This is a genomic window from Flavobacterium erigeronis, from assembly GCF_054075165.1.
Genome location: NZ_JBSKGP010000001.1, coordinates 928,801 through 954,287, shown reverse-complemented (window position 1 = coordinate 954,287; position 25,487 = coordinate 928,801). Strand labels below are relative to the sequence as shown.

At 34.3% G+C, this 25,487-nt stretch carries 25 protein-coding genes; 21 read left to right on the top strand and 4 right to left on the bottom strand.

Translation table 11 applies throughout. The annotated features are described in order from the left end of the window. The first annotated feature begins 241 nt into the window (after positions 1-241). The 8 genes from ACWA1F_RS04040 (at position 242) to ACWA1F_RS04005 (ending at position 7,541) form a co-directional block, all read left to right on the top strand. Positions 242-949 carry an HAD family hydrolase gene (locus tag ACWA1F_RS04040; RefSeq protein WP_111284918.1) on the top strand — a complete coding sequence of 236 codons (708 nt, stop codon included), beginning with the start codon at positions 242-244 and terminating at the stop codon, positions 947-949. Next, positions 949-1,578, top strand: a complete 630-nt coding sequence (locus ACWA1F_RS04035) for a CatA-like O-acetyltransferase (RefSeq protein ID WP_456891792.1) — start codon at positions 949-951, stop codon at positions 1,576-1,578. The genes ACWA1F_RS04040 and ACWA1F_RS04035 overlap by 1 nt, the downstream gene beginning before the upstream one ends. Positions 1,579-1,609: 31 nt before the next feature. Continuing rightward, positions 1,610-2,998, top strand: coding sequence for a hypothetical protein (locus ACWA1F_RS04030; protein ID WP_456891790.1), 1,389 nt, complete (start codon positions 1,610-1,612; stop codon positions 2,996-2,998). Between the two features lie 174 nt (positions 2,999-3,172). Next, a complete protein-coding gene (locus ACWA1F_RS04025; protein ID WP_456891788.1) occupies positions 3,173-4,306 on the top strand; it encodes an OmpA family protein in 1,134 nt (377 codons plus the stop codon). 130 nt (positions 4,307-4,436) lie between these two features. After that, entirely contained in the window at positions 4,437-5,888 is a 1,452-nt protein-coding gene (locus ACWA1F_RS04020; protein WP_456891786.1) for a hypothetical protein, read from the top strand. Between the two features lie 89 nt (positions 5,889-5,977). Further along, the gene (locus ACWA1F_RS04015; RefSeq protein WP_306153784.1) at positions 5,978-6,496 is read left to right on the top strand and encodes a ferritin; all 519 of its coding nucleotides are present in this window, start codon (positions 5,978-5,980) and stop codon (positions 6,494-6,496) included. 82 nt (positions 6,497-6,578) lie between these two features. Next, the gene (locus tag ACWA1F_RS04010; RefSeq protein ID WP_456891784.1) at positions 6,579-6,764 is read left to right on the top strand and encodes a hypothetical protein; all 186 of its coding nucleotides are present in this window, start codon (positions 6,579-6,581) and stop codon (positions 6,762-6,764) included. Between the two features lie 84 nt (positions 6,765-6,848). Next, positions 6,849-7,541: a DUF2461 domain-containing protein gene (locus ACWA1F_RS04005; protein ID WP_456891782.1), complete on the top strand. Its 693-nt coding sequence runs from the start codon at positions 6,849-6,851 to the stop codon at positions 7,539-7,541. Between the two features lie 305 nt (positions 7,542-7,846). On the opposite strand, the gene ACWA1F_RS04000 is transcribed toward ACWA1F_RS04005, so the two are convergent. Further along, entirely contained in the window at positions 7,847-8,170 is a 324-nt protein-coding gene (locus ACWA1F_RS04000; RefSeq protein ID WP_456891780.1) for a single-stranded DNA-binding protein, read from the bottom strand. 178 nt (positions 8,171-8,348) lie between these two features. Here ACWA1F_RS04000 and ACWA1F_RS03995 point away from each other — a divergent pair, with 178 nt between their 5' ends. Genes ACWA1F_RS03995 through ACWA1F_RS03985 form a run of 3 tightly spaced genes read left to right on the top strand, consistent with a single transcriptional unit; the run spans position 8,349 to position 12,629 of the window. Beyond that, positions 8,349-9,878: a bifunctional GNAT family N-acetyltransferase/carbon-nitrogen hydrolase family protein gene (locus tag ACWA1F_RS03995; RefSeq protein ID WP_306153790.1), complete on the top strand. Its 1,530-nt coding sequence runs from the start codon at positions 8,349-8,351 to the stop codon at positions 9,876-9,878. Continuing rightward, positions 9,875-10,222 (top strand): hypothetical protein, encoded by a 348-nt coding sequence (locus ACWA1F_RS03990; protein ID WP_306153792.1) that lies wholly within the window; start codon positions 9,875-9,877, stop codon positions 10,220-10,222. The genes ACWA1F_RS03995 and ACWA1F_RS03990 overlap by 4 nt, the downstream gene beginning before the upstream one ends. A 16-nt stretch (positions 10,223-10,238) precedes the next feature. Beyond that, positions 10,239-12,629: a M28 family peptidase gene (locus ACWA1F_RS03985; protein ID WP_456891777.1), complete on the top strand. Its 2,391-nt coding sequence runs from the start codon at positions 10,239-10,241 to the stop codon at positions 12,627-12,629. Between the two features lie 61 nt (positions 12,630-12,690). Here the strand turns inward: ACWA1F_RS03985 and ACWA1F_RS03980 are convergent, their stop codons facing one another. Further along, entirely contained in the window at positions 12,691-13,086 is a 396-nt protein-coding gene (locus ACWA1F_RS03980) for a rhodanese-like domain-containing protein (RefSeq protein ID WP_456891775.1), read from the bottom strand. A 149-nt stretch (positions 13,087-13,235) separates the two neighbouring features. Here ACWA1F_RS03980 and ACWA1F_RS03975 point away from each other — a divergent pair, with 149 nt between their 5' ends. The 10 genes from ACWA1F_RS03975 (at position 13,236) to ACWA1F_RS03930 (ending at position 23,672) form a co-directional block, all read left to right on the top strand. Continuing rightward, positions 13,236-14,138, top strand: a complete 903-nt coding sequence (locus ACWA1F_RS03975; protein ID WP_456891773.1) for a LysR family transcriptional regulator — start codon at positions 13,236-13,238, stop codon at positions 14,136-14,138. Further along, on the top strand, positions 14,123-14,572 hold the full coding sequence (locus ACWA1F_RS03970) for a GNAT family N-acetyltransferase (RefSeq protein ID WP_456891771.1): 450 nt from the start codon (positions 14,123-14,125) through the stop codon (positions 14,570-14,572). Before ACWA1F_RS03975 ends, ACWA1F_RS03970 begins: the two co-directional genes overlap by 16 nt. Positions 14,573-14,741: 169 nt before the next feature. Further along, positions 14,742-15,590 (top strand): NAD-dependent epimerase/dehydratase family protein, encoded by an 849-nt coding sequence (locus ACWA1F_RS03965; RefSeq protein WP_456891769.1) that lies wholly within the window; start codon positions 14,742-14,744, stop codon positions 15,588-15,590. A gap of 90 nt (positions 15,591-15,680) precedes the next feature. After that, a complete protein-coding gene (locus tag ACWA1F_RS03960; RefSeq protein WP_456891767.1) occupies positions 15,681-16,157 on the top strand; it encodes a methylated-DNA--[protein]-cysteine S-methyltransferase in 477 nt (158 codons plus the stop codon). A 191-nt stretch (positions 16,158-16,348) separates the two neighbouring features. After that, positions 16,349-17,062, top strand: a complete 714-nt coding sequence (locus tag ACWA1F_RS03955; protein ID WP_456891765.1) for a 3'-5' exonuclease — start codon at positions 16,349-16,351, stop codon at positions 17,060-17,062. A 492-nt stretch (positions 17,063-17,554) separates the two neighbouring features. Further along, positions 17,555-18,628: a winged helix DNA-binding domain-containing protein gene (locus ACWA1F_RS03950; protein ID WP_456891763.1), complete on the top strand. Its 1,074-nt coding sequence runs from the start codon at positions 17,555-17,557 to the stop codon at positions 18,626-18,628. Between the two features lie 292 nt (positions 18,629-18,920). Beyond that, on the top strand, positions 18,921-20,360 hold the full coding sequence (locus tag ACWA1F_RS03945) for a nucleoside recognition domain-containing protein (RefSeq protein ID WP_456891761.1): 1,440 nt from the start codon (positions 18,921-18,923) through the stop codon (positions 20,358-20,360). A gap of 423 nt (positions 20,361-20,783) precedes the next feature. Beyond that, positions 20,784-21,245, top strand: coding sequence for an IS200/IS605 family transposase (gene tnpA / locus ACWA1F_RS03940; RefSeq protein WP_456891759.1), 462 nt, complete (start codon positions 20,784-20,786; stop codon positions 21,243-21,245). 5 nt (positions 21,246-21,250) lie between these two features. Continuing rightward, positions 21,251-21,994 carry a hypothetical protein gene (locus tag ACWA1F_RS03935; protein WP_456891757.1) on the top strand — a complete coding sequence of 248 codons (744 nt, stop codon included), beginning with the start codon at positions 21,251-21,253 and terminating at the stop codon, positions 21,992-21,994. 73 nt (positions 21,995-22,067) lie between these two features. After that, positions 22,068-23,672: a fumarate hydratase gene (locus tag ACWA1F_RS03930; RefSeq protein WP_456891755.1), complete on the top strand. Its 1,605-nt coding sequence runs from the start codon at positions 22,068-22,070 to the stop codon at positions 23,670-23,672. 130 nt (positions 23,673-23,802) lie between these two features. Here ACWA1F_RS03930 and ACWA1F_RS03925 read toward each other — a convergent pair whose 3' ends face one another. Together ACWA1F_RS03925 and dinB are read right to left on the bottom strand one after the other, a co-directional pair. Further along, positions 23,803-24,303 (bottom strand): PAS domain-containing protein, encoded by a 501-nt coding sequence (locus ACWA1F_RS03925; protein WP_456891753.1) that lies wholly within the window; start codon positions 24,301-24,303, stop codon positions 23,803-23,805. A gap of 98 nt (positions 24,304-24,401) precedes the next feature. Then, a complete protein-coding gene (gene dinB, locus ACWA1F_RS03920; protein ID WP_456891751.1) occupies positions 24,402-25,484 on the bottom strand; it encodes a DNA polymerase IV in 1,083 nt (360 codons plus the stop codon). Positions 25,485-25,487 lie beyond the last annotated feature (3 nt).

Sequence of the window (25,487 nt, the reverse complement as noted above, 5' to 3'; positions counted from 1 at the left end):
AGAAATTTGTGAAAATTTGTGCAATTGCTTCGCCTGTTCGCTATCGCTCGGGTTGTGGCTAAAAAAAATTTCACGCAGATTCAAATAGATTTCAGCAGATTAAATAATCCTTTTTAATCTTTTAATCTGTGGCAAAATATCTCCCGCAGATTCCTCAGATTTTTGCTAATCTTTATAAAAAAATTAGTGTAAATTAGTGTAATTAGTGGCAAACCTAAAAAACACCTGAAACAAAAACATTATGTTACATAAAACTAAAATCCCAAACTTAAAAGTAATCGCCTTTGATGCCGATGACACTTTGTTTGTAAACGAACCTTACTTTCAGGAAACCGAACATAAATTCTGTGCCTTAATGGAAGATTATCTTTCGCATCAAGGCATTTCGCAGGAATTATTCAAAATTGAAATTGCCAATCTGCCTTTATATGGTTACGGAATTAAAGGCTACATTCTTTCGATGATCGAAGCGGCTATGAACATTTCGAACAATACCATTCCTATTGAAGTCATTGAAAAAATCATTCAATACGGAAAAGAATTACTCGAAAAACCAATCGAATTGCTGGACGGAATCGAAGAAACGCTCCAAGCCTTAAAAGGAAAATACAAATTGGTCGTTGCTACAAAAGGCGATTTGAAAGATCAGCACAGCAAACTGCACCGTTCTGGCTTGGGACATTATTTTCACCATATCGAAGTAATGTCAGACAAACAAGAAATTGATTATCAAAAACTTTTAGGCCGTTTAGACATTCAGGCGCATGAGTTCTTGATGATCGGAAACTCATTAAAATCAGATGTGCTACCAGTTTTAGGAATTGGCGGTTATGCCGTACATATTCCGTTTCACACAACCTGGGAACACGAAAAAATCAATCACACTATAGAACACGAGCATTTTAGTTCTTTTGAAACTATTGCAGAAGTGGTTCCGAATTTATTATAATGAAAACACTTTTAGACTTAGAAAATTGGAATAGAAAAGAGCATTTTGCGCATTTCAAACAGATGGAAGAACCTTTTTTTGGCGCTACTGTAGAAATCGATTGTACCAAAGCGTATCAAACCGCAAAAAGTATAAATGCTTCTTTTTTCATTTTCTACTTACATAAAACGCTGGCTGCGGTAAACGCCATTGAAAATTTTAGATACCGAATTTCAGAAGACCAAATATACATTAACGATCGTATTGACGCATCAGCCACAATTGGGCGTGAAGATGGGACTTTTGGTTTTTCTTTAATTGAATACGATCCGGATTTTAAAACATTCGAACAAATAGCATTAACGGAAATCGAACGCATTCAAAACACAACCGGACTTTTTACCCGATCTTTTGATGATGACAATCTGATTCATTTCTCGGCAATTCCGTGGTTGAATTTTAGTTCCATAACCCACGCACGCAGTTTTACATATCCAGACAGCTGTCCGAAAATTTCATTCGGAAAAATGATGGTTTCCGAAACAGGAAAAAGAACCATGTCTATGGCAGTCTATGTCCATCACGGTTTAATGGACGGAATGCATGTTGGTCAGTTTGTAGATCTTTTTCAAGAGCTTATGAATCAATAAAATAAGGAATGATTTTTGCGCCCAAAAACACATGAAACGAATTTTTATTTTTTTGTTTTTAATCTCCTCCACCTCTTTGCTTAGTCAAACGGTGCTGACTACTTATGCAATCGATTTAAAAAACAAAATTGGCCAGTCGGAAATTGTAGCTGGCGAAAATACCGTTACTCATGACGTGTTTGTTTTTGCCGCAAGCGCAGACAGCCTTTCTATCCTAAAATACAATAGCGCTTTATTTTTAAGAGATAAATTGGTCACCAACCGTCAGTATACCGAAAACAGATCTCTGATGGGATATAGTTTTAGCGAAGACGGAAATCCTACTTTGTACTGGTTTTCGAAAGAAGAAAAAACCATCATTCTGATTAAATATTATCTGGAAAGCAAAACTTCTAGAGCACTAAAATTTCAGATTCCGCTTGAAGACAAAGCTATTTTGGCGCATTATCAAAAAGATAATAATTTCTATCTGCTGATGCAGGAAAAAACCAAACAAGCACTAACGGCTTTTATCTTTAAAAACGGAATGGCACAAGAAAAGTTTCTAGATTTTAGTTCTTTCAAATTTATAGATAGAAAAACCCAGCCTAGAACATTCAATCAAATTTTGAATGAAAACCCGATTGAAAAAATGGATGCTGGAGAATACAATCCGTTGTATAAAGTTTCGGCCAAAAGTAAAATTTATACGCTTCCAAACCGATTGATTCTGACTTTAGACCAAAGCTTTAGAAAAACGCAATTATTTGATATTGATTTAGAAAGTCTGGAAATAAAAGAAAAGACATTTTCGAAACCAGTTGGAGAAAAAAATCCAAAAACGTCCAACTCTTTTTACCACGAAAACAAGCTATATCAAATCAATGTCAACGCAGACGAACTTTTGTTTGATGTTAAAGACTATGAATCTGGCCAATCGATAAAAACATTTTCGGTTTCCAAAAAAGATACCATCCGTTTTAGCAATTCGCCTTTGCTAATGCAGATTGAGGATCGCGAACCTAGAAAATTAAAGAATACCGCTAAATTTTTAAAAGCATTATCTGCTCTTGATGCTGGACTTTCGGTATATAAAAATCAAAAGAATCTCTTCATTACCTTAGGCGGAACGGGAAGTAATTTCAAAACAATATCTATAAACGCTTTTAATGATCCGTTTGGAGATTTCCCTTCCAACAATTATTATAATATTGAAAGCAATTATTCCGTGTTTTTTGAAAGTATTTGGACCAAAAAGCTGGAATTGACGCAAGAAACACATGAGCCATTTGCTAGCGATAAAATCTTCTATTTTTTAGATACACATAAAGAAGCCGTTCTCTATAATACTCTAAAGCTAAATAACTACACAATTTTAAGCTATTACGACATTATTGCCAGACAATTTGTTCTCCGAAAATTTACCGACGGATTGGATTAAGAATTCGTAATCAGCAACTTAAACAAATTCAGCACATTTTTTAATTTTTCTTTTTATCATTATCTGTTTTTAAATTTTGAAAGTGACCTTATTCTAATACTTTTTTGACTTTTAAAGAAGGTTTTTACTTACATTTTTTTGTTGTTTTGGGCAAAAATTTAAAAATAAGAAATAATGAAAAAAGTTGTAATGACTCTTGCATTTGCCCTGGCGTTAACTGGAGTACATGCGCAAACAGAAAACAATAACAGTTTTAATAAATGGTCTATCGATTTAGGCACGGGAGTTAATAAACCTCAACGCCCATTTAGTAATGGATATGCTACTAACACCTTAAGTCCTTGGACTGGAGATTTAGGTGTTCGTTATATGTTAAACAATAAATTTGGTTTGAAGGCAGACTTTGGATACAACAGTTTTACTGCAAAAGGCAGCTCTATCGACTTTGATTCAAAATACTACAGAGTAGATTTACAAGCTGTTGCCAACTTAGGCCGCATCATGAATTTTGAAACTTGGACTAAAACTTTTGGTTTGTTAGGACATGCTGGTTTTGGTTATGCTCAATTAAGAAGCGATAATTTTAAAAAAGCAGATGAAATAGGAAACTTTATCGCAGGTTTGACTGGACAAATAAGATTATCAGACAGAATTGCTTTAACAGGTGATTTCTCTACTATTTTAAATGCAACACAAGACCATACGTTTGATGGAGCTTATGTTCCTGGAAACAGAGGTTTCTCTGGATTAATCTTTAACGGAACAGTTGGTTTAAACGTTTACTTAGGTAAAAACGCAAAACATGCTGACTGGGTTGTAACAGAAAACAACGGCTATACTGATATTTCTGCTTTAGAAAACAAAGTAACAGATCTTGAAGCACAAATCAAGAAAATACCTGCAACGAAAGAAGTTGTCGTAGAGAAGCAAGCAAACAATACTCAGTTGACAGATAATGATTTGATAAGAAAAATGATCAATGACAAATACTACAGTGTGTATTTTGATTTCAACAAAACAACTCCAATCGAAAACTCTACTGCAGCAATTGATGTAGTATTAACTTACTTAAGAAAAAATCCTTCTGCTACTCTTGATCTTGTTGGCTATGCTGACCAAGTTGGAAAAGCAGACTACAACGATAAACTATCTTACGCTAGAGCAACAAACGTTAAAACTATTTTTGAAAAAGCTGGAATTGCTTCTTCTCGTTTAAATGTTATTGCAAATGGTGCAGATACAACAATTCAAAAAGATTCTGATGAAGCTAGAAGATTAGCTAGAAGAGTTACTTTCATTGTTAAATAATTCCTTTTTTTAAATGTAAATCGAAGTCCTTAAGACAATTATCTTAAGGACTTTTTTATTTTATAATTAAAATGATCGTACTACGGCATAAAATTTGAAACAAATCTGTGATATCTCAAGAAACACATTTATGAAGAAACTACTACTCCTTTTTCTTTTGTTTTCTAAAACAGTTTTGTTCAGTCAAACAGTCTTAAATTCTTTACCACTAGATCTAAACTTTCTAGGAAAAACTCAGGTTTTAAATGCCAAAGATGAAAACACCAATGATATTTATGTTTTTACTTGGGATGACAAGAATATTAATATTCTTAAATACAATGCTTCTTTATTTCTTTCGAATCAATTTACAGATTCGCTGAAACACGAAAGAAGCCGAAATTTAATTGGCTACAGCATCAGTAAGGATAAAAAACCAGCACTATATTGGAGTTCAAATAATTATAGAGACGTCCTAATTACGGTCTATAATCCAGATGACAAAACTTCGGAATTATTAAACTTCGATTTTCCGCAAAATCATGAATACGTAATCAGCAGTTTCCAGCAACAGAATACTTTTTATATTCTTGCTAAAGAGAAAGACCTTGATCATCTTCTTCTTTATAAATTTGAAAACGAAAAATGCAGCATTAGAACATTTGATTTTTCCAACTTTACATTCAAGAATAAAAAAAATGTACAAATCTCTTTTGATAAGTTTATTAAGCAAAACCCATTAAATCAAGTAGACCCCGATATTTATGCCCCAATAGATTTGGCTTCAAGCACAAGTAAAATGTTTGTGGTTCGTGATCATATTATTCTAACATTCGATACTGATTTTATAAAAACACAAGCATTCGATCTTAATATTAAAGCTGGCGGTGTAAAAGAAAAAACGTTTAACTTTCCAGCTCATGAAACTCAATCCCGAACATCGAATTCTTTTTATAGCGATAATAAACTATTTCAAATAAAAGCAAGTAAAGAATCGTTTCTATTTGAGATTAAGAATTTTGATTCTGGCGAAATCATTAAGAATTATTCTTTTTCAAAAAATGATACCATCCCATTTAAAAACTCTCCTTTCCTTATGCAAATTGATAACGGCAAACCGCGTCAATTGAAAACGACTGAAAAATTTATAAAAAATATAAACGGTCTTACGGCTGGCATATCCGTTTTTCAAAACAACAAAGACAGCTTTATTACCTTTAGCGGCCTTGGAGAATACTCCGATTTTTATTTTTCTTTTGATGGTGATTCTGATTTTGGAGAGCGCCTTTCCTACTCATTAAGCAAAGTAGTTTATTTTGATGCGATGTTAAATGAGAAATTAAATTTTACGCCAGACTATCAGACAAGGCCATTGGCAATTGAAAATCTATTTTATTATCTAAACAATAATAAAACAATCAAATTATACGACGCGCTAAGATTAAAGGATTATTACATTTTAAGCTATTATGATAGTACTTCCAAACAATTTTTCATGCGCAAATTTACCGACGGTTTTATGATGGAAGACAATGAAAATCCTATTATGAGCAAGTCTAACTTCTCAAAGCCGTTTTCTTTTGGCACAATTGCACCTCGTTAAGTTTAAGAGCGTGGACAAATCCAATGTTTTCAAGGTTTAGAAAAATGAAATGAATAATTTTTCTTAATTTTACAAAAAAGACATCTATTATGCTATCAAAAAATATTGAATCGGCTTTAAACAAGCAAATCCGCATAGAAGCAGAATCTTCGCAAACGTATCTTTCTATGGCTTGTTGGGCAGAAGTACAAGGTTTAGAGGGAATTGCTCAATTTATGTACACACAGTCAGATGAAGAGCGTGCGCACATGCTTAAATTGGTTAAGTATGTAAACGAACGCGGAGGTCACGCTCAGGTTACAGATTTAAAAGCGCCAAAAACGACTTATACTACATTTAAAGAAATGTTTGAGGAACTTTATAATCATGAACTTTTTGTTTCGAAATCTATCAACGAATTGGTACACATTACTTTTGAAGACAGAGATTATGCTACACACAATTTCTTACAATGGTATGTTTCTGAACAAATCGAAGAAGAAGCTACAGCTAAATCTATTTTAGATAAAATCAACTTGATTGGGGATGATAAAGGTGGACTTTACTTGTTTGATCGTGATATTCAGCAATTAACAGTTACTAGTTCAATTGCTATCAATCCGAAATAGAAAAAGTTAAAGTTTATTTAGAACATTTAAAAATAACTTTTTTCTTTTATATTTGTCTCTGTTTTTATAATACAGAGGAAAATTGGGCAAGAAAGAAAAAGACAAGGACAAAAAAAAGGATAAAAAGAAAAAGAAAAACGCTGATATCCTTGATAAAATTAAGAAGATTGAAAACTGTAAATCTTCTTGCTGTGAGAAATATAAAAAGAGTGAAAAGAAACGCTGCTCACGCTGTCCTATGTTTGATTTATTCAAAAAAACTGCTTAACAACATATAGAAAGACCCATCAGATTTCTCTGGTGGGTTTTTTAGTTTTAAATTGCAGTCCACTTTCGATTTTTAAATTCCATTATGAAAAACGATTTTACAATACCTAAATCTAGTCTTGACTTTTTAGTTGAGCTAAAACTGAATAACAACAAACCTTGGTTTGAAGAACATAAACCGCAATATTTGATAGAACTCAATCATATCGAAAATTTTGCTGGCGCTTTACTGAAAGAACTTTCCAAAACTGATGTTTTAGAAAATGCTTCAGGAAAAAAAAGCGTTTACAGAATCTATCGTGATATTCGTTTTTCTAAAGATAAAACTCCTTTTAAAACATTTTGGGGCGGCAGTTACACGCGCGCCACAGCTGCAAGACGCGGCGGTTATTATTTTCACTTAGAAAAAGGAAACAGCTTTTTTGCAGGTGGTTTTTGGGGACCAAATGCTGCAGATTTAAAACGAATAAGAACCGAATTTGCCAACGATCCAGAGACTTTTCAGAAAATCTTAAATTCAAAATCATTCGTTACCAATTTTGGAACTTTGCAAGGAGAACAGCTCATAACTAAACCAAAAGGTTTCGATATTGATCATCCTGCTATTGATTTGCTTCGTTTCAAACAATTTTTGGTTATAAAACGTTTTACAGACAAAGAAGTTTTGAGTCCGCAATTTTTAGAACTCGCTTTGGACGCTTTCAAAAACATGCGTCCATTTTTTGACTATATGAGCGAAGTGCTCACAACAGATGCTAATGGGGTTTCGGTTCTATAAAAACATTAACCCGACAGATTTTTTCACGAGGCTTCGGAACTGTCGGGTTTCTGTCGAAATTAGCTTTGTCAAAGTTTAAAACTTTGACAAAGCTTCTAAATGAATCAATATGTTTATGACGAAGATTAGGGACTATTTGTTCTTAAAATCCGGTTGCGTGAGGGATAGAAGCAATCCACCGCGGTGGAGCGGATAGCCCGACAGCATCCCGTAAAAGGGCGAATAAGCTCAAGCAAATTTGGCCCTTTTATCGGGATGGTGGCACGCCCAATATATTGGAATTTGTGATTTTGAAACTTAAAACATTATTTTCCCAACAATAAAACTTCATTTGCCACTACTTCGGTAATATAGCGTTTTTCACCGTTCTTATCATCGTAGCTTCGATGCGTTAGTTTTCCTTCAATCCCAATTTCTTTTCCTTTTACCACAAACTTTTCAATAATTTCTGCTGTTTTTCCCCAAGCAGTAATGCGATGCCACTCGGTTTGTTCTACTCGTTCTCCTTTGTCATTTTTGTAATAATCTTTTGTTGCAATTGTGATGTGCGCTAGTTTTCTTCCGTTATCTAATGTTTTAACTTCTGGATCGTTTCCTACATTCCCAATTAGCTGTACTCTGTTTTTCATGGCGTATATTATTTTAGTGTTATAATTAATATTGAATTGTTCTTCAAATTCAACAATGCAAAGATGAGAAACCCCAGCATCGGCAGTCGGTTATTAACTGTTTACTATCGACTGTAACTATTTGTAAGCGTTTGTAAATGGAAATTGTTTTTTGTATATTTGAGATAAATCTTACGATATGCAGACAAAAATTAAAAAAGTAGAGTTAAGAAATCTTGAAATTGAGGACTATAAACAATTAAAAAAATCAATGATTGAATCGTATCCAGAAATGGCCGATTCGTATTGGGGATCTGATGATATAGAAAGATTGCTTTCTATTTTTCCGGAAGGCCAGTTGGTGATTTTAGTTGACGGAAAGGTGGTGGGCTCTGCATTATCGCTTATTGTCGATGAAAAATTGGTGGAAAAAAGACACAATTACCAGCAAATTAGTGGTGACTACACCTTCTCTACTCATAATCCAAATGCTGAAATTTTATACGGAATAGATGTTTTTATACATCCAAATTATCGAGGTCTCCGTTTAGGCCGCCGATTATATGATGCTAGAAAAGAACTTTGCGAACAGCTGAATTTAAAAGCAATTGTTTTTGCAGGAAGAATTCCGAATTACAGGGAACATGCCAAAAAGATGTCTCCAAAAGCCTATATCGAAAAAGTTCGTACTAAGGAATTGTACGATCCTGTGCTTTCTTTCCAGTTAAGCAATGATTTTCACGTTTTAAGAGTCATCAAAAATTATTTGGAAGGCGATGAAGAATCGAAAGAATTCGCAGTTTTGCTCGAATGGAATAATATTTATTACGATGATAGTCCGAAACTGATAAATCTGAAGAAAAATATCATTCGTTTAGGATTAATTCAATGGCAAATGCGTCCGCTGAATAATGTCGAAGCGCTTTTTGAACAAGCCGAATTTTTCATTGATGCCGTTTCGGGTTACGGATCTGATTTTGCACTCTTTCCCGAATTGTTTATCGCTCCGCTAATGGCTGATTATAATCATTTATCTGAAGCAGAAGCTATTCGTGAACTGGCCCGTCACTCTGATCCTATCAGAAAGAAGTTTCAAGAATTTGCTATTTCATACAATATCAATATTATCACCGGAAGTATGCCGTACATGGAAAGCGGAAATTTATATAACGTTGGTTTTTTATGCAAAAGAGACGGAACTTCAGAAATGTATACCAAAATTCATATCACGCCAAACGAAGTTATTCATTGGGGAATGAAAGGCGGATCGCAATTTAAAACCTTTGATACCGATTGCGGTAAAATTGGAATTTTAATCTGTTACGATGTGGAGTTTCCAGAACTTTCGAGACTTTTAGCTGATGAAGGAATGAATATTCTCTTCGTGCCATTTTTAACAGATACTCAAAATGGATATACACGTGTGAAACATTGTTCGCAAGCACGCGCCATCGAAAACGAATGTTATGTAGCCATAGCAGGTTGCGTTGGAAATCTTCCAAAAGTGAACAATATGGACATTCAATACGCGCAGTCTTCTGTATTTACGCCTTCAGATTTTGCTTTTCCAAGTAATGGAATTAAAGCGGAAGCTACTCCAAACACCGAAATGACATTAATTGTGGATGTTGATCTGAATCTATTGAAAGAGCTTCATGAACATGGAAGCGTAAAAACATTAAAAGACCGTAGATCTGACCTTTATGAAATTAAAAAATTGAATTCATGAAAACATGCCTGGAATGTTCCGCTAAAATTTTCGGACGTGAAGACAAAAAATTCTGTTCCGACAGTTGTCGAAATGCGTACAATAACAAAATAAATAAAGATAGTACGAATTTCATGCGAAATATAAACAACAAGTTACGCAAAAATTACCGTATTTTGGCAGAGCTAAATGTAGAAGGAAAATCGAAAGCTTCAAGAGATAAATTACTAACAAAAGGCTTTGATTTTGAGTTCTTTACAAACATTTTGCAGACCAAGACAGGAAATACATATTACTTCTTGTACGATCAGGGCTATCGTTCCTTGGACAATGATTATTTTATGCTTGTTAAAAAAGAAATATAGTTAGTATTATTTTACCATGAGAAAAAACCAAACCTCAATTCTAGCCATAACCTGCGTTTTAGCTTTGCTTGGCATTATATACGCCACGATGATGCCGCAAGGAATCTCTAAAGACGACGAAGCGCTTGCGGAGTTTTCTACTGAAAGAGCCTTCCATCAGGTTGAGATTATTGCGCAGAAACCACACTATGTCGGATCGACAAATCACGAACTTGTTGCCAATTATCTAAAACTGGAATTAAACAGAATCGGTTTAGAAACGAGTGTTCAGGAAGGTTTTACTCTAAATGATAAAGGTCTTTTGGTTAAGTCAAAAAATATTTTGGCTCGAATTAAAGGAACCAACAATACCAAAGCGCTTTTACTTCTTTCTCATTATGACAGTGCACCGCATTCTTTCTCAAAAGGTGCTAGCGACGATGCTTCGGGAATTGCTACAATTTTAGAAGGTGTACGTGCTTTTTTATATTCCAAAAATCCTCAAAAAAACGATATTATCATCTTATTTTCTGATGCAGAAGAATTAGGATTAAACGGAGCTGCTTTATTCGTAAACCAACATCCTTGGGCAAAAGATGTAGGTCTGGTTTTAAACTTTGAAGCAAGAGGAACTTCTGGACCAAGCTACATGCTGATGGAAACCAATAAAGGAAATGAAGCTTTGGTTAAGGAATTTACAAAAGCAAAACCTTCTCACCCAGTTTCAAATTCTTTGATGTACAGTATTTACAAAATGCTTCCTAACGATACCGATTTGACCGTTTTTAGAGAACAAGCCAATATCCAGGGATTCAATTTCGCGTTTATCGATGGTCACTTCAACTACCATACGCAGCAAGACGATATTCAGCATTTAAACAAAACGACATTAGCGCATCAAGGCACTTACATCATGCCTTTGCTAAAATATTTTTCTAATATTGATTTAAACCAAACTGAGTCAACACAAGACGATGTTTACTTCAGCGCTCCTTTTTCATTCATCAGTTATCCGTTTACTTGGGTAATGCCAATGACGCTAATTGCTTTTGGTTTATTATTCATCTTCATTTTTGTTGGAAAAGTAAAGAGAATCATCACTTTCACAGAAATTTTCAAAGGTTTTATTCCTCTTTTAGGATCTATTATAATTGCTGGATTGGTAACATTTTTAGGATGGAAACTTATTCTTGAAATTTATCCGCAATATTCTGATCTTCTAAACGGATTTACATACAATGGACATGCGTATATTGGCGCGTTTGTTACATTGAGCATTGCTATTTGTTTTGCTTTCTACCATCATTTCTCCGAAGCTAAAATTACAATGAACCATTTTGTAGCTCCTTTATTGCTTTGGATTATTATTAATGCGTTTTTAGCTAATAGTCTAACAGGAGCTGGTTTCTTAATTATTCCAGTTTATTTCGGAATTCTATTATTCGGAATCTTTGTTTTCACACAGCATTACAGCTTAGGAATGAATTTACTTTTCAGCATTCCTGCTCTTGCGATTGTGGCGCCTTTTATTGTAATGTTCCCAATCGGATTAGGACTTAAAATACTTTTTGGAAGTGCAATTTTAACCGTTTTACTATTCGGATTATTATTGCCAATATTCGGTGCCTTTGCCAAAAAAGGAGCTTGGATTATTGTTTTCTTTATTGCTTCTATTTCGTTTTTCATTTACGCTGGCTATCATTCTGGCTACGAATATGGCAAAGCCAAATCAAATAGTTTATTATACGTTTACAATGCCGACAACAATTCTGCTGTTTGGACAACGTATGATACTAATTTGGACGAATGGACCAAATCTTATTTAGGCGAAAGCAATCAAAAAGCCGTAGGTTTAAATACGTTGCCGCTGTCAAGCAAATATAACACGACATTTACGTATAGCGCTATTGCTCCTGTCGTTGAAGTTCCAAAACCGACAATTCAGTTTTTAAGAGACAGTGTTATTGGAAATAATAGATATTTAAAAATTAAAATCACTCCAAACAGAAAAGTAAACCGTTACGACGTTTATGCTAATCCGAAAATGACGTTTTACAACTTTAAAGCAAATGGAGTGGCAACTTCTGGCGAAAAAGGAAATCGTCTACAAAGAGAGGACAGCAAAATTTTATGTTACTATGTTGTAGGAAATGAACCGCTTGAAATGGAATTTTACATCAATAAATCATCTATTTTTGATATGGATTTAATCGAAAGTTCGTTCGATTTAATGACCAATCCGTTATTAAACGTCAAACCAAGACAAAACTGGATGATGCCGACACCTTTTGTTTTAAATGATGCGATTTTAATACAGCAGAAAATCAAAAGATATACGCCACCAATAAAGCCGCTTGAACCAGTTGTGGTGAAAGATAGTTTGGCTGTTGCCAAAGACAGTGTAAAACCTGCACCAATTCAAGAATAAATACAATAATCGGAAATATTAGAAAAAGCAGACTTTGATTAGAAAGTCTGCTTTTTTATTTTTAGCAGGCACATTCAAATTTTAAACCTTCTGTTTTTCCTTTTGTACCTTCAGTTGCATAGCCATCAAATTTCCACCACTCTATTCCTCCAATTAGTTCTTTCACTTTAAAACCTAATTTCGCCATATTCAAAGCACCTTTTGTTGAAGCATTACAGCCAATTCCGTCGCAATACGTAACATACAAAACATCTCGGTCTAAATGCTGTGTTGTTTCCAGATTCATTTCGCGATGCGGAATATTAATCGCGTTCGGAATATGTTCTGCTTCAAATCCAAAAGCTTTTCTTGCATCAAGAGCAATTACTTTTTCGCCATTATTAAGCGCGTCAAACAAATCTGACGGATCCATTTCAAAAGCTAATTTGTTTTCATAATGTTTAATTTGTGCTTCCATTTTATTTTGGTTTTAAGGTTTTTACTTTTCCAAAAGTAGACGAACATTCAAGACCATAAAAACGAAAAGAATTCATCAAAAGCATTACTTTTTTTCATACAAAAGTCAGTCTAAAATTTTGTTTCTTTGTGTATTAAATTCATTTAGAAATGGAAATACGCCACTTAAAATTGATAAAAGCGATCGTCGAAGAAGGAAGCATTACAAAAGCGATCGACAAACTTCATTTGACACAATCGGCTTTGAGCCATCAGCTCAAAGAAGCAGAATATCAATTGGGAACTGCCATTTTTTTAAGAACGAATAAAAAACTGGTACTTACAAAAGCAGGCGAAAAAATCTATGAATTGGCCAATGAAATTCTGAACAAATTGGCCGAAACAGAAGATCAGATCAAACAAATGGTTTTTGGAGAATATGGCGAAATCAGAATCAGTACAGAATGTTTCTCGAGTTACCATTGGCTTCCTTCGGTTTTAAAGCAATTTCATCTTCTATATCCGAATGTTGAATTGAAAATTGTAGCCGAAGCAACCCATATTCCTTTACAAAAACTATTAGAAAATACGATTGACATTGCCATTGTAAGCGATCAAATAAAAGATAATAATATAAAATATCAGGAGCTTTTTCAAGATGAAGTTGTAATGGTAGTTTCTGAAAATCATCCTTGGGCAGATAAAAAACATGTCGTTGCCGAAGATTTCATTAACGAACATTTTATAATTCATTCGCTTCCGTTGGAAACGGTTACAATTCATCAATTTCTTTTGGCTCCAGCCAAAGTAAGTCCGAAGAAAATAACGCCAATGCCATTAACCGAAGCTTCTCTTGAAATGGTAAAAGCCGATATGGGCGTGATGTCAATGGCAAAATGGGCATTTACACCCTATTTAAAAACCAGTTCGCTACGCGCAGTAAAAGTTGGAAAAAATGGTTTGAAAAGAAAACATTTCATTGCAACACGTGCCAACGAAAACTATCCGGATTATTTTCATCATTTCATCAGCTTTTTGCAAAACGAAATCAACTTACAATGGAATATTCAATAAGAAACTGCGAAATCACAGACTTGCCTAAACTGTTAGTTTTAATTCAAAAACATGCAGAGTTTGAAAAGGCTGAATTTTATCCTGAAAGAAAAGAAGAAGGCTTAAAAAATGCTTTGTTCGGCCAAAATCCTAAATTATACTGTTTAGTTGTCGCTACAAAAGAAACTATTGTGGGTTATGCATGTTATACTTTTGATTTTTCTACTTGGAATGCACAGACCTTTCTCTACATGGATTGTTTGTTCTTGGAAGAAGAAACCCGAGGTTTTGGAATTGGCGAAGTCTTAATTGAAAAACTAAAGGAAATCGGAACAAAAAACAATTGTGTCAACATTCAGTGGCAAACACCCGAATTTAATACAAGAGCAATTAAATTCTACAACAGAATGGGCGCAAAAGGAAAAGATAAAGTGCGATTTACTTTAACTTTGTGAAAAATTTAGTCGCGTAAAGTCGCTATTTTATTTCACGCAGATTTAAAAAAATTTAAGCTGATAGACGCAGATCATAATTTAAATAAATCTGCAAAAATCTGTTGAATCTTCGTGAAACAAAGACTTTGAATCTCCACCTTTGTATCTTTGCACCTTCAAAAATAAAAAAATGAAACAAATAAGCATATTAGGCTGTGGCTGGCTCGGTCTTCCTTTAGCAAAAAACTTAATTGCAAAAGGATATTCTGGTAACGGCTCTACAACTTCAGAAAATAAACTTTCCATTTTGAAAGAGGCAGGAATAAATCCGTTTATTGTCATTCTTAGCGATCCCGAAACTTCGCGAGAAGGAGCGCTTGAAAGTGATTCCGTTTCTGAAAATATCAACGTTTTTTTAGCGGAAAGCGAAATTCTAATTATCGACATTCCGCCAAAATCGAGAGCTGCCGATCCCAATTCTGAGAAAAAAGCTTTTGTAGAAAAAATCAAGAATCTAATTCCGTTTATAGAAAAATCAACGGTTAAGAAAGTGCTATTTGTAAGTTCAACTTCGGTTTATGGCGATGATAACGGTATTGTAACCGAAGAAACTATTCCAAATCCAGATACTGAAAGTGGCAAACAATTAGTTGCAGCAGAAAAGCTTCTTCAAGAAAATCAAAACTTCGAAACTACCATTCTCCGTTTCGCCGGATTAATTGGCGAAGATCGTCATCCTGTAAAATTTCTCGCAGGGAAAGAAAACCTAGAAAATCCAGATGCTCCAATAAATTTGATTCACAGAAACGATTGCATCGAAATCATAGAAGAAATTATAAATCAATCCAAATGGAATGAGGTTTTTAATGCTGCTGCGCCATTTCATCCAACAAGAGAGGAGTATTATTCCCAAAAGGCGATTAAAATGAATTTGCCAAAACCGAAATTCAATTCTGAAAAATCAAATATTAAAAAGGAAATTTCAAGTATAAAAATTGAAACACTCTTAAATCATAAATTTAAGCTGGATCAATATTAAACCATACAAGTCATGTAAGTTTATGAAAAGAGTTTAGAAAAACTTAAATTTGCTTATATAACTTATATGGTTTTGGAAACCGAGAAATTTATGGAAACAGTATTCATCAACTCGCCTTTAGGAATCACCAGAATTGTTGGAGATGAAAATGGTATTGCTATAATTTCTGTTTCAGATGTTGGCACCAATGATGTTTCAGAAACTATTCCTGAAGTTTTGCAAGATGCTGTTTTCCAGTTAAACGAATATTTTGAAGGCAAAAGAACCGATTTTGATCTTAAACTGAATCCGCAGGGAACCGAGTTTCAGCAAAAAGTATGGAAAGCATTGTTAGAAATTCCATATGGAAAAACGGTGAGTTACATGGATCAGACCAAAAAGCTTGGCGACGTAAAAGCAATTCGCGCCGTAGCATCTGCAAATGGTAAAAATCCGCTTTGGATTGTGGTTCCTTGCCATCGAGTTATTGGCACAAACGGATCTTTAACGGGTTACGCCGGCGGATTGTCGCGCAAAAAATGGCTTTTAGAACATGAAAGTCCTTCTCAACAGCAAAGTTTATTTTAGTTTTTAGCCACGAATTCACGAATTTTCTTTTTAATCATAGCATATTAATTATTGTTCTAAAAATTTATAAATAAGAAAATACATTCAATTTGTACTTTCAAAAAATATTGAGATCAAATTTGTGTACATTTATATCAAATAAAAAATAGTATAATTTTCGTGAATTCGTGGCGAAAACCCACAGCAAAATTATGATTGAAAAAGTAAACCTCAATAACATTTTATTTCTTGATATAGAAACCGTTCCTGAAGAAGAGAATTTCAATTCGCTTGACGCGGAAATGCAGTCACTTTGGGATTTAAAAACGCAATATCAGCGTAAAGATGAATTTACTCCAGAAGAATTTTACGAACGCGCCGGAATTTGGGCTGAATTTGGAAAGATAATCTGCATTTCGGTCGGCTTTTTTACGATCAAAGGTGATGTTAGAAATTTTAGAGTGACTTCGTTTTTTGGTGAAGAAAAGAAAATCCTGAAAGATTTCAGCAATTTGGTTAATAATCATTTCAATCAGCCGCAGCATTTGCTTTGCGGACATAATTCGAAAGAATTTGATATTCCGTTTATTGCACGTAGAATGATCATCAATCAATTGCAAATTCCAGATAAACTGAATCTATTCGGCAAAAAACCGTGGGAGATTCCGCATCTGGATACTTTAGAGTTATGGAAGTTTGGAGATTATAAACATTTTACTTCTTTAAAACTGCTCACCAAGATTTTAGGCGTACCATCGCCAAAAGGCGATATTGATGGAAGCCAGGTTGCTCATGTTTATTATGTCGAAAAAGACATTGACCGAATTATTACGTATTGCGAAAAAGATACGATTGCTGTAGCTCAGATTTTCTTACGCTTACGCCGAGAAGATTTATTGATTGAGGATGAAATTATTCATGTCTAATTGGAGGGACAAAGGGACAGAGAAACAAAGGGACAAAGTCGTCAATGAACTTATATAACTTAATAATCGTTTAAAAAAGGACAAAAATGAAAAATCTATTGATTTATATTTTATTAATATCTGCAATTGGAATTTTGTTTTTCCCATTTCTTAACAACTCTACAACACACACTTCTTACTCATATTCAACAAATTATTTTGAATATATGAAAGGAATTAGTGAAAATATCATTTACCTTATGAGATATCCTTATTTGGAAACAATAGATCTTATTATCATTTTTTTACTTCCCATTTCTATTTTATTTGAAATAATTTCTTTTCATTTCAAAAAGCATAAATTAACATATGTATTGATTAGCTTGTGTTTACTTTCTTCTGTTTATTTTATCTATTTTAATCAAAGTCAATTAAAATATGGCATTTACATATTAGTTATTCAGCAACTGGCATTGTCTTCTTTTTTAATTTTCTATTCTAAAAAATCAAATTGTGGTACATTCTGAAATTTCACATTATCGTCTGGTTTCTCAAAAACTTTATAAATCAAGTTCTTGTTTGCCGCAAGAAATTGTGAAGCACTTTGGCGCCATGCAAGCTCAGGATTATGCCATGGCGAAATGGGCAATTGGTTCTCGCTGTGATTCCTCAGAAAAAGAGATTCAAGAAGCTATAGATTCAGGTAAAATTATTAGAACTCATATTCTACGTCCGACTTGGCATTTTGTTTCTCCAGATGACATTTATTGGATGCTGGATCTTTCTGCTCTACAAGTAAAACGTTTTACGGCTTCTGGAGCTAAAAAATTTGGTTATGATGAGAAAAAGTTGAATCAGGCGAATGCTTCTATCGAAAAACTATTGTCTGGAAATAATCATTTGACTCGAGATGAAATTATGCAAGAACTTGGAATCAAGAAAACTTCAAGTGACGATTTCCTAAGTGCTGCGATTATGATGAATGCCGAATTGGACGGTTTGGTCTGCAATGGCAAAATGAAAGGCAAACAAATTACTTATGCTTTACTCGAAGAAAGAGTTCCCAAACCAAAAACTCATTTATCCAAAGAAGAAGCTTTAGCAAAACTCGCCCAACGTTATTTTGAAAGTCACGGTCCAGCAACAGTGCTTGATTTTTCGTGGTGGTCAGGTTTTCCACCTACAATTTGCCAAAAAGCCATTAGTGCAATTGAGTTGCAATTAAGTAAGCTTACCATTGATAATCAGCAATATTGGTTTAAAAAAGGGTTTTCAGACGAGGATAACTTTCGCGAAAGCGTGCATTTTCTTCCCTCTTTTGATGAGATTTTAATTTCGTATAAAACACGCGAAGCTTCATTTAATACAGAACATCAATCGAAAGTTTTTACCAATAATGGGATTTTCAAACCTATTATTTTAGAAAACGGAAAAGTAATTGGCATCTGGAAAAGAACCATTAAAAAGGATCATGTTAAAATAGAAACGGAGTTTTTCAATGAAATAGAAGTGGACAAAAAACAGGTTCTTTTGGAAGGAATTAAATCTTTTGAAACGTATTTAGAAACTAAAGCTGTTATTTCTTGATTTGAAAGCAGTGCTAAATGTGTCGCTCCGCTGTAGCTTTTTCTTCTGTGACTAAACCTTTTCTATAAATATGTCGCTCTTCCAGAGCTTAGTTTCAGGATATAAATAGCTCTGGAAGAGCGACATATTTACAGCAATTAAATCCGTTCTCTAACAGAAGCTCCAGCGGAGCGACACCAAAATTCAAGTTTTTAAATCAATTATTTCAAATCCAAAGAATCAAATATTCTTCTGAAACAGAATCTTTATGCTTATTATTGCTAAATAATTACATTTACAAAAAATTACAATTATGGTATTAAGCAGATTTTGGTTAGCGATTTTCATTTCTTCGATTGTTTTTATTGTAGTCAGTTTGTTTACTGCCAATACGTATACTATTGATTCTATTTTAAATGGAAAGAAAGACGATCCTATTTTAGTTTCTGAAAAATACGTCGAAGAACTTCCTGCTTTCTTAAAAGACAGCATAAAAAAGGCGCCAGATCAGACCATGATTATCAATCGTGATACGCTAAATGCCGACACTACTTATGTTTACAAAAACAAAACGGTAAAAATTTACAGCGGACTTCAAAAATCTGACGGTTTATTACCAACTTGTAAAAGCACTTTGGTCGATTTAATTCTGCCTCTTATTGCATATCTAGCCTTTTTCTGTGGCTTAATGGAACTTTTAATTGTTTCTGGAGCTTCAGGAAAACTAGCTAAAGCTTTAAGTCCTGTATTTGTAAAAGTGTTTCCAAGCATTCCGAAAAATCACCCTTCAATTTCCTATATGACTTTAAATTTTGCTGCCAATTTCTTGGGATTAGATTCGGCTGCAACTCCATTTGGACTGAAAGCTATGGAAAGTTTACAGGAAATAAACCCCGAAAAAGACAAGGCCAGCGATGCGCAAATTATGTTTATGTGCCTTCACGCTTCTGGATTGACATTAATCGCAACTTCGATAATTGGGTATCGTGCGGCGGCAAACGCAAGCAATCCTGCTGATGTGATGCTGCCTTGTATCATCACTTCGTTTATCGGAACTATTGCAGCATTTTTAATTGTTGGAATCAAACAAAAAATCAATTTTAAAAGTGCTTCACTTCTTATTGGTTTAATGGTTTTGATTGTGGCTATTGTGAGTCTGCTGATGTATGTGAATCATTTGGATTTAATTGGAAAAAACTATTTTACCTCTAACCTTTCTGGATTAATCTTAATTGCCATTATTGCTTTTACTTTAATTTTCTCATTTGTACATGAGAAAAAATTCAAAGAAGCAGAAACAACGGTTTTTGATACTTTCGTTGTTGGTGCCAATAATGGTGTGAAAACGGGAGTTACTATTTTTCCTTATGTTTTAGGAATGTTGGTGGCGATTTCATTATTCAGAAATAGCGGTTTATTCGAAATTATCAGTGACGCCATCGGATTTATCTTTTCGAATTTAGGCGTAAGCAAAGAAATTACGAATGCGCTTCCTGTTGCCATGCTACGCCCATTTAGTTCTGCAGGTTCAAGAGGATTCTTGATCGATTCAATGAATACTTTTGGAGCCGATTCTCTAACCGCTAGATTGAGCAGTATTTTCCAATGCAGCGCCGAAAGCACTTTTTATGTAATTGCGGTGTATTTTGGTTCTGTAAATATCAAAAACACGCGTTATGCACTAGGCACAATGCTTTTGGTAGATTTGATCTGCGTGATTACGGCAATTTTTGTGGCGACTTGGTTTTTTTAGCATTTTAGCTATTGTCAAATTTTAATTTTGGAAATATAAATCATTTCGTCATACCAGATTAAAATCCAGATTACAAAATTTTTCTAACATTTCCCGAATTAAAATCCAGATTTAAAGATTGTTGGAACGCTTCCCCGGATTAAAATCCGGGGCTACAAAATTGTTCGAGCCGACGGCTCTTTTTATTTGCGCAACAATTTGCAAAAGTTCCATCGGAACGTTTAAATATTGTAGCAACGGATTTTAATCCGTTGATCATAAATGACAGCAATTCAAGAGTTCCGTAGGAACGTTACATATTGTAGCCACGGATTTTAATCCGTGGAGATAACGAAATATGTCAATCAACAAAAAAAGAAAGTTAAATATTACAAAAAAATATCTAATTCCATTTTATAGCATTTATTTTTGCCAGAAAAAAACATGGCAAATACCTATCATCAAGTCTACATTCGAGTAGTTTTTGCAGTTAAATATAGAAATGCTTTAATTGAAGAAAGCTGGAGATCTGAATTACTTGGCGTAATTGGCAATTTAATTAACGAAAATGGTTGCAAAAGCATTATTGTAAATGGTGGTGAAGATCATGTACATTGTTTGGTTGCGCTAAAACCAACAATTACCATATCTCATCTCATGAAAAATGTCAAAGCAAAATCTTCAAAATATATCAATGACAATAAACTAACGAAATCTCAATTTTCGTGGCAGGTTGGTTATGGTGTTTTCTCTTATAGTCAATCTCAAATTGATTCTGTTTACAAATACATTAAAAATCAAAAAGAACATCACAAGAAACAAAGTTTTAATGATGAATATCTAAATTTTCTAAATAAATTTAATGTTGATTACGATGAAAAATTTATATTTGAAAATCTAACATAAACATTATGAAAATAGCCCCCCTCTTCTTCGTATTGCTCTTAATCGGATGCCAGAAAACAAAACCTACAGATGCTGCACCACCAATTGCAGAAATACTTGAAAATCACGAAACCTTGCCCGTTACAAATGATGAGAAAATCATTAAAACTGATACCGTTGCCATTTATATGGACGGGACAGAATCTGCCACAGATTATATTCTAGCACATTTGGTAGAACAGCAGGCAGATAAAGACAGTATCGTTTCTGTAAAATACCGATTAGATTTTTATCAGAATAAAACCAAAACAGCTTCTTCAAAAATTGCAATTAAAGGTTTCGAAAAAGGTTCTGAATGGATTGCTTCTTACGGATTAACATCGGAAAATTTTACAAATTCTCCTTTTTTACAGATTTCTGTCGGGTATCCAGCATGTGGATATTCACATGATAATTATTTATACTACATTAAAAATAAAAACCTGCAATTAGTACATCAATGGAATACGATGTCGGACAGTGGTTGGGGTAATTGGCTGGAAATCATTAATCCAGAAAAGAATTCTGAACCAAAATCTTTTTATTGCAAAACTGTTGCATTTGTTCCAGATGATGAAAACGAAAATCAAGACATGGGAATTCTAAGATATTCTGATTCTATTGCTTTCGAATTAAAAGATAACAAATGGAAAAAGATGTTGCTTTCTGCTAAAGACAAACCATACTTTGAAAAAAAGATGACGTTTGACCAATTTAACACCATAGAATAAAAACAGCTACAGAGTCGTTATTCAAATTCTTTCTTAGGTAAATAATTTCTAAATTTGTAAAAAAACAAAACTAATGATTGATTTTATATACCAAGATCCTTATCCGATCTTAAAGGATGATACGCAGTACCGCAAAATCACTTCTGATTTTGTAAAAGTGGAGCAATTTGGAGAACGTGAAGTTTTAACGGTTGATCCAAAAGGTTTAGAATTATTGGCTGAAGAAGCGTTAACAGATGTTTCGTTTATGTTGAGAACGACACATTTGCAAAAGCTAAGAAAAATTCTAGACGATCCAGAAGCGACAGACAATGATCGTTTTGTTGCTTACAATTTACTTCAAAATGCATCTGTAGCTGCCGAAGGTCAGTTGCCTAGTTGCCAAGATACAGGAACTGCAATTGTAATGGCTAAAAAAGGTGAAAGCATTTTTACTGGTGTTGATGATGCAGAATGGTTAAGCCGCGGAATTTTTAATACTTATCAAAAAAGAAACTTACGTTATTCGCAGATTGTTCCGATTTCGATGTTTGAAGAGAAAAATTCAGGATCAAATCTTCCGGCGCAAATTGATATTTATGCTAAAAAAGGAACTTCTTACGACTTTTTGTTCATGGCAAAAGGTGGTGGTTCTGCAAACAAAACTTATTTATACCAACAGACAAAATCTTTGTTGAATGAAAAATCTTTAGATGAATTCATTCGCACTAAAATTAAAGATCTAGGAACTTCGGCTTGTCCTCCTTACCACTTAGCGTTAGTAATTGGTGGAACTTCTGCTGAAGCCAACTTAAGCGCTGTTAAAAAAGCTTCTGCTGGATATTATGATAATCTTCCAACAACTGGAAACATGGCTGGTCAAGCTTTCCGTGATCACGAATGGGAAGAAAGAGTTCAGAAAATCTGTCAGGAAAGTGCAATTGGAGCGCAGTTTGGAGGAAAATATTTCACGCACGACGTTCGTGTAATCCGTTTGCCTCGTCACGCGGCTTCTTGTCCGGTTGGATTAGGCGTTTCTTGTTCTGCGGATAGAAACATCAAAGGAAAAATTACAAAAGACGGAATATTTGTTGAGCAGTTAGAAACAAATCCAAAACAATTTTTACCCGAAACAGCTCCACATTTAGAAGCTCCAGTAGAAATTGATTTGAATCAGCCAATGGCAGATATGCTGGCTCAGCTTTCTAAATATCCAGTTAAAACGCGTTTAAAACTAAACGGAACTGTAATTGTTGCGAGAGATATTGCTCACGCAAAAATTAAAGAAATGTTAGACGCAGGAAAACCAATGCCAGAATATTTCAAAAATCACCCAGTATACTATGCTGGTCCTGCGAAAACTCCAGACGGAATGGCTTCTGGAAGTTTCGGACCTACAACTGCTGGACGTATGGATGTTTATGTTGATGAATTTCAGAAAAATGGCGGAAGTATGATTATGTTGGCAAAAGGAAACCGTACTAAACAAGTTACAGATGCCTGCAACAAATACGGCGGATTCTACTTGGGTTCTATCGGAGGTCCTGCTGCAATTTTAGCGCAAGACAATATTCTTAAAGTTGAAGTAGTTGATTTTGAAGAATTAGGAATGGAAGCGGTTCGTAAAATCACCGTTAAAGATTTCCCAGCCTTCATTATCACAGACGACAAAGGAAATGATTTCTTTGCCAATCTATAGGCATTTGCCACAAAGGCACAAAGTCACAAAGTTTTTTATAAAAAAGCAAAACCGCCCAAAAGGCGGTTTTTGCTTTTATATAGCATATCTTTAAAAAATTCTTTGCGTCTTAGTGCCTTTGTGGCAAAACTTATGCGCTCATGTCCTGTTTTTCGAAGGCTATAAAATGCGAAATTTCTCCTTTGAGATTGTAAACCGGAGAGGCATCGATTTTACATTTGTACGTATTGCCGTTTTTTCTATAGTTTTCGAGTGTTTTTTCAAAGGGGATTTTCTTTTTTAATGCTTCTCTAATTTCCTTTAAATCTTTTTGAGAAGTTGCCGGACCCTGAAACATTTTTGGGGTTTTGCCTAAGATTTCTTCTTCTCTATAACCTGTCATTTTTTTTATTCCGCTTGACGCGAAAACTATTTTCAGATTCAAATCGGTTACGACAACTACTTCATTTTTAATTCTTTCTTGAATGTTAAGTTTCTTTTCATCCCAAGTAAATTCGTCAGAGATTTTACTTACTCTTTTCAAATCAGTGTTTAGGGCTTTTAGTTCATTAAGGTATTCGTAATGAAAATCCCAAGCTAGAATTGGAACTGAATTTCGCTGCTGCACATCATCAGAATTTTTACTTTTCATATAAAACAATGAGATAGATAAATCTTTTTTCTCAAAGATAGGAGAAAAATCTTGCTATTCACAGTCAACATCTTATTTTGAATTTTTAAAAATTGTTATTAAAACGTAAACTTTAACTGTACCACAACTGCCTTTTTTACTTCGGTATTCAAATTACTCAGTGAAATTCCAAGCAGCCGAACGGAATCTTTCATTTTTTCCTGATACAATAATTCCTCCACATTTTCCATAATCAGACTTTTATCAGAAATAAAATAAGGCAGCGTTTTGCTTCTTGTCTGTTGCGAAAAATCGCTGTATTTAATCTTGAGTGTAATGGTTTTTCCAGAGATATTATGCCTTTGCAACCGTTTTTCAAGCGAAGTTGCAATACGCTCCAATTGCTCCATCATAAAAATTTCAGAAGACAAATTCACATTAAACGTATGTTCTGCAGCCACCGATTTAGTAATTCGGGAAGGTTTTACTTCACTGTTGTGAATGCCTCGAACTACGTGATAATAAAACGTTCCCGATTTTCCGAAATGCTTTTCTAAAAACTCCAAAGACTTGCTTTTCAAATCGGTTCCAGTAAAAATTCCGAGCTGATACATTTTCTCTGTTGTCACTTTTCCAACTCCATAAAACTTACGAATCGGAAGATCTTCCAAAAAAGCTTCTACTTCATCAGGATTAACCGTTTTCTGTCCATTCGGTTTGTTGTAATCGCTGGCAATTTTAGCTACAAATTTATTGATTGAAATTCCAGCAGATGCCGTAAGACCGACTTCATTCAAAATTCGCTGTCTAATCTCTTGCGCCAAAAGACTTGCGCTCGGATTTCCTTTTTTATTCTGAGTTACATCCAAATAAGCTTCGTCAAGCGAAAGAGGCTCAACCAAATCGGTATAATCGTGAAAAATTTTATGGATTTTGGATGAAATCTCTTTATAACGATCAAATCTTGGTCGAACGAAGATAATTTCAGGACAATATTTTTTGGCTAAAGCTCCGCTGAGAGCACTTCGAACACCAAACTTTCTGGCTTCGTAACTTGCCGCCGAAACCACGCCCCGATTCTCTGAACCTCCAACGGCTACTGGTTTCCCTCTCAATTCTGGATTGTCCATCTGTTCTACCGACGCATAAAATGCATCCATATCAATATGAATAATTTTACGATATGTTGGTGTTTCAGACATATT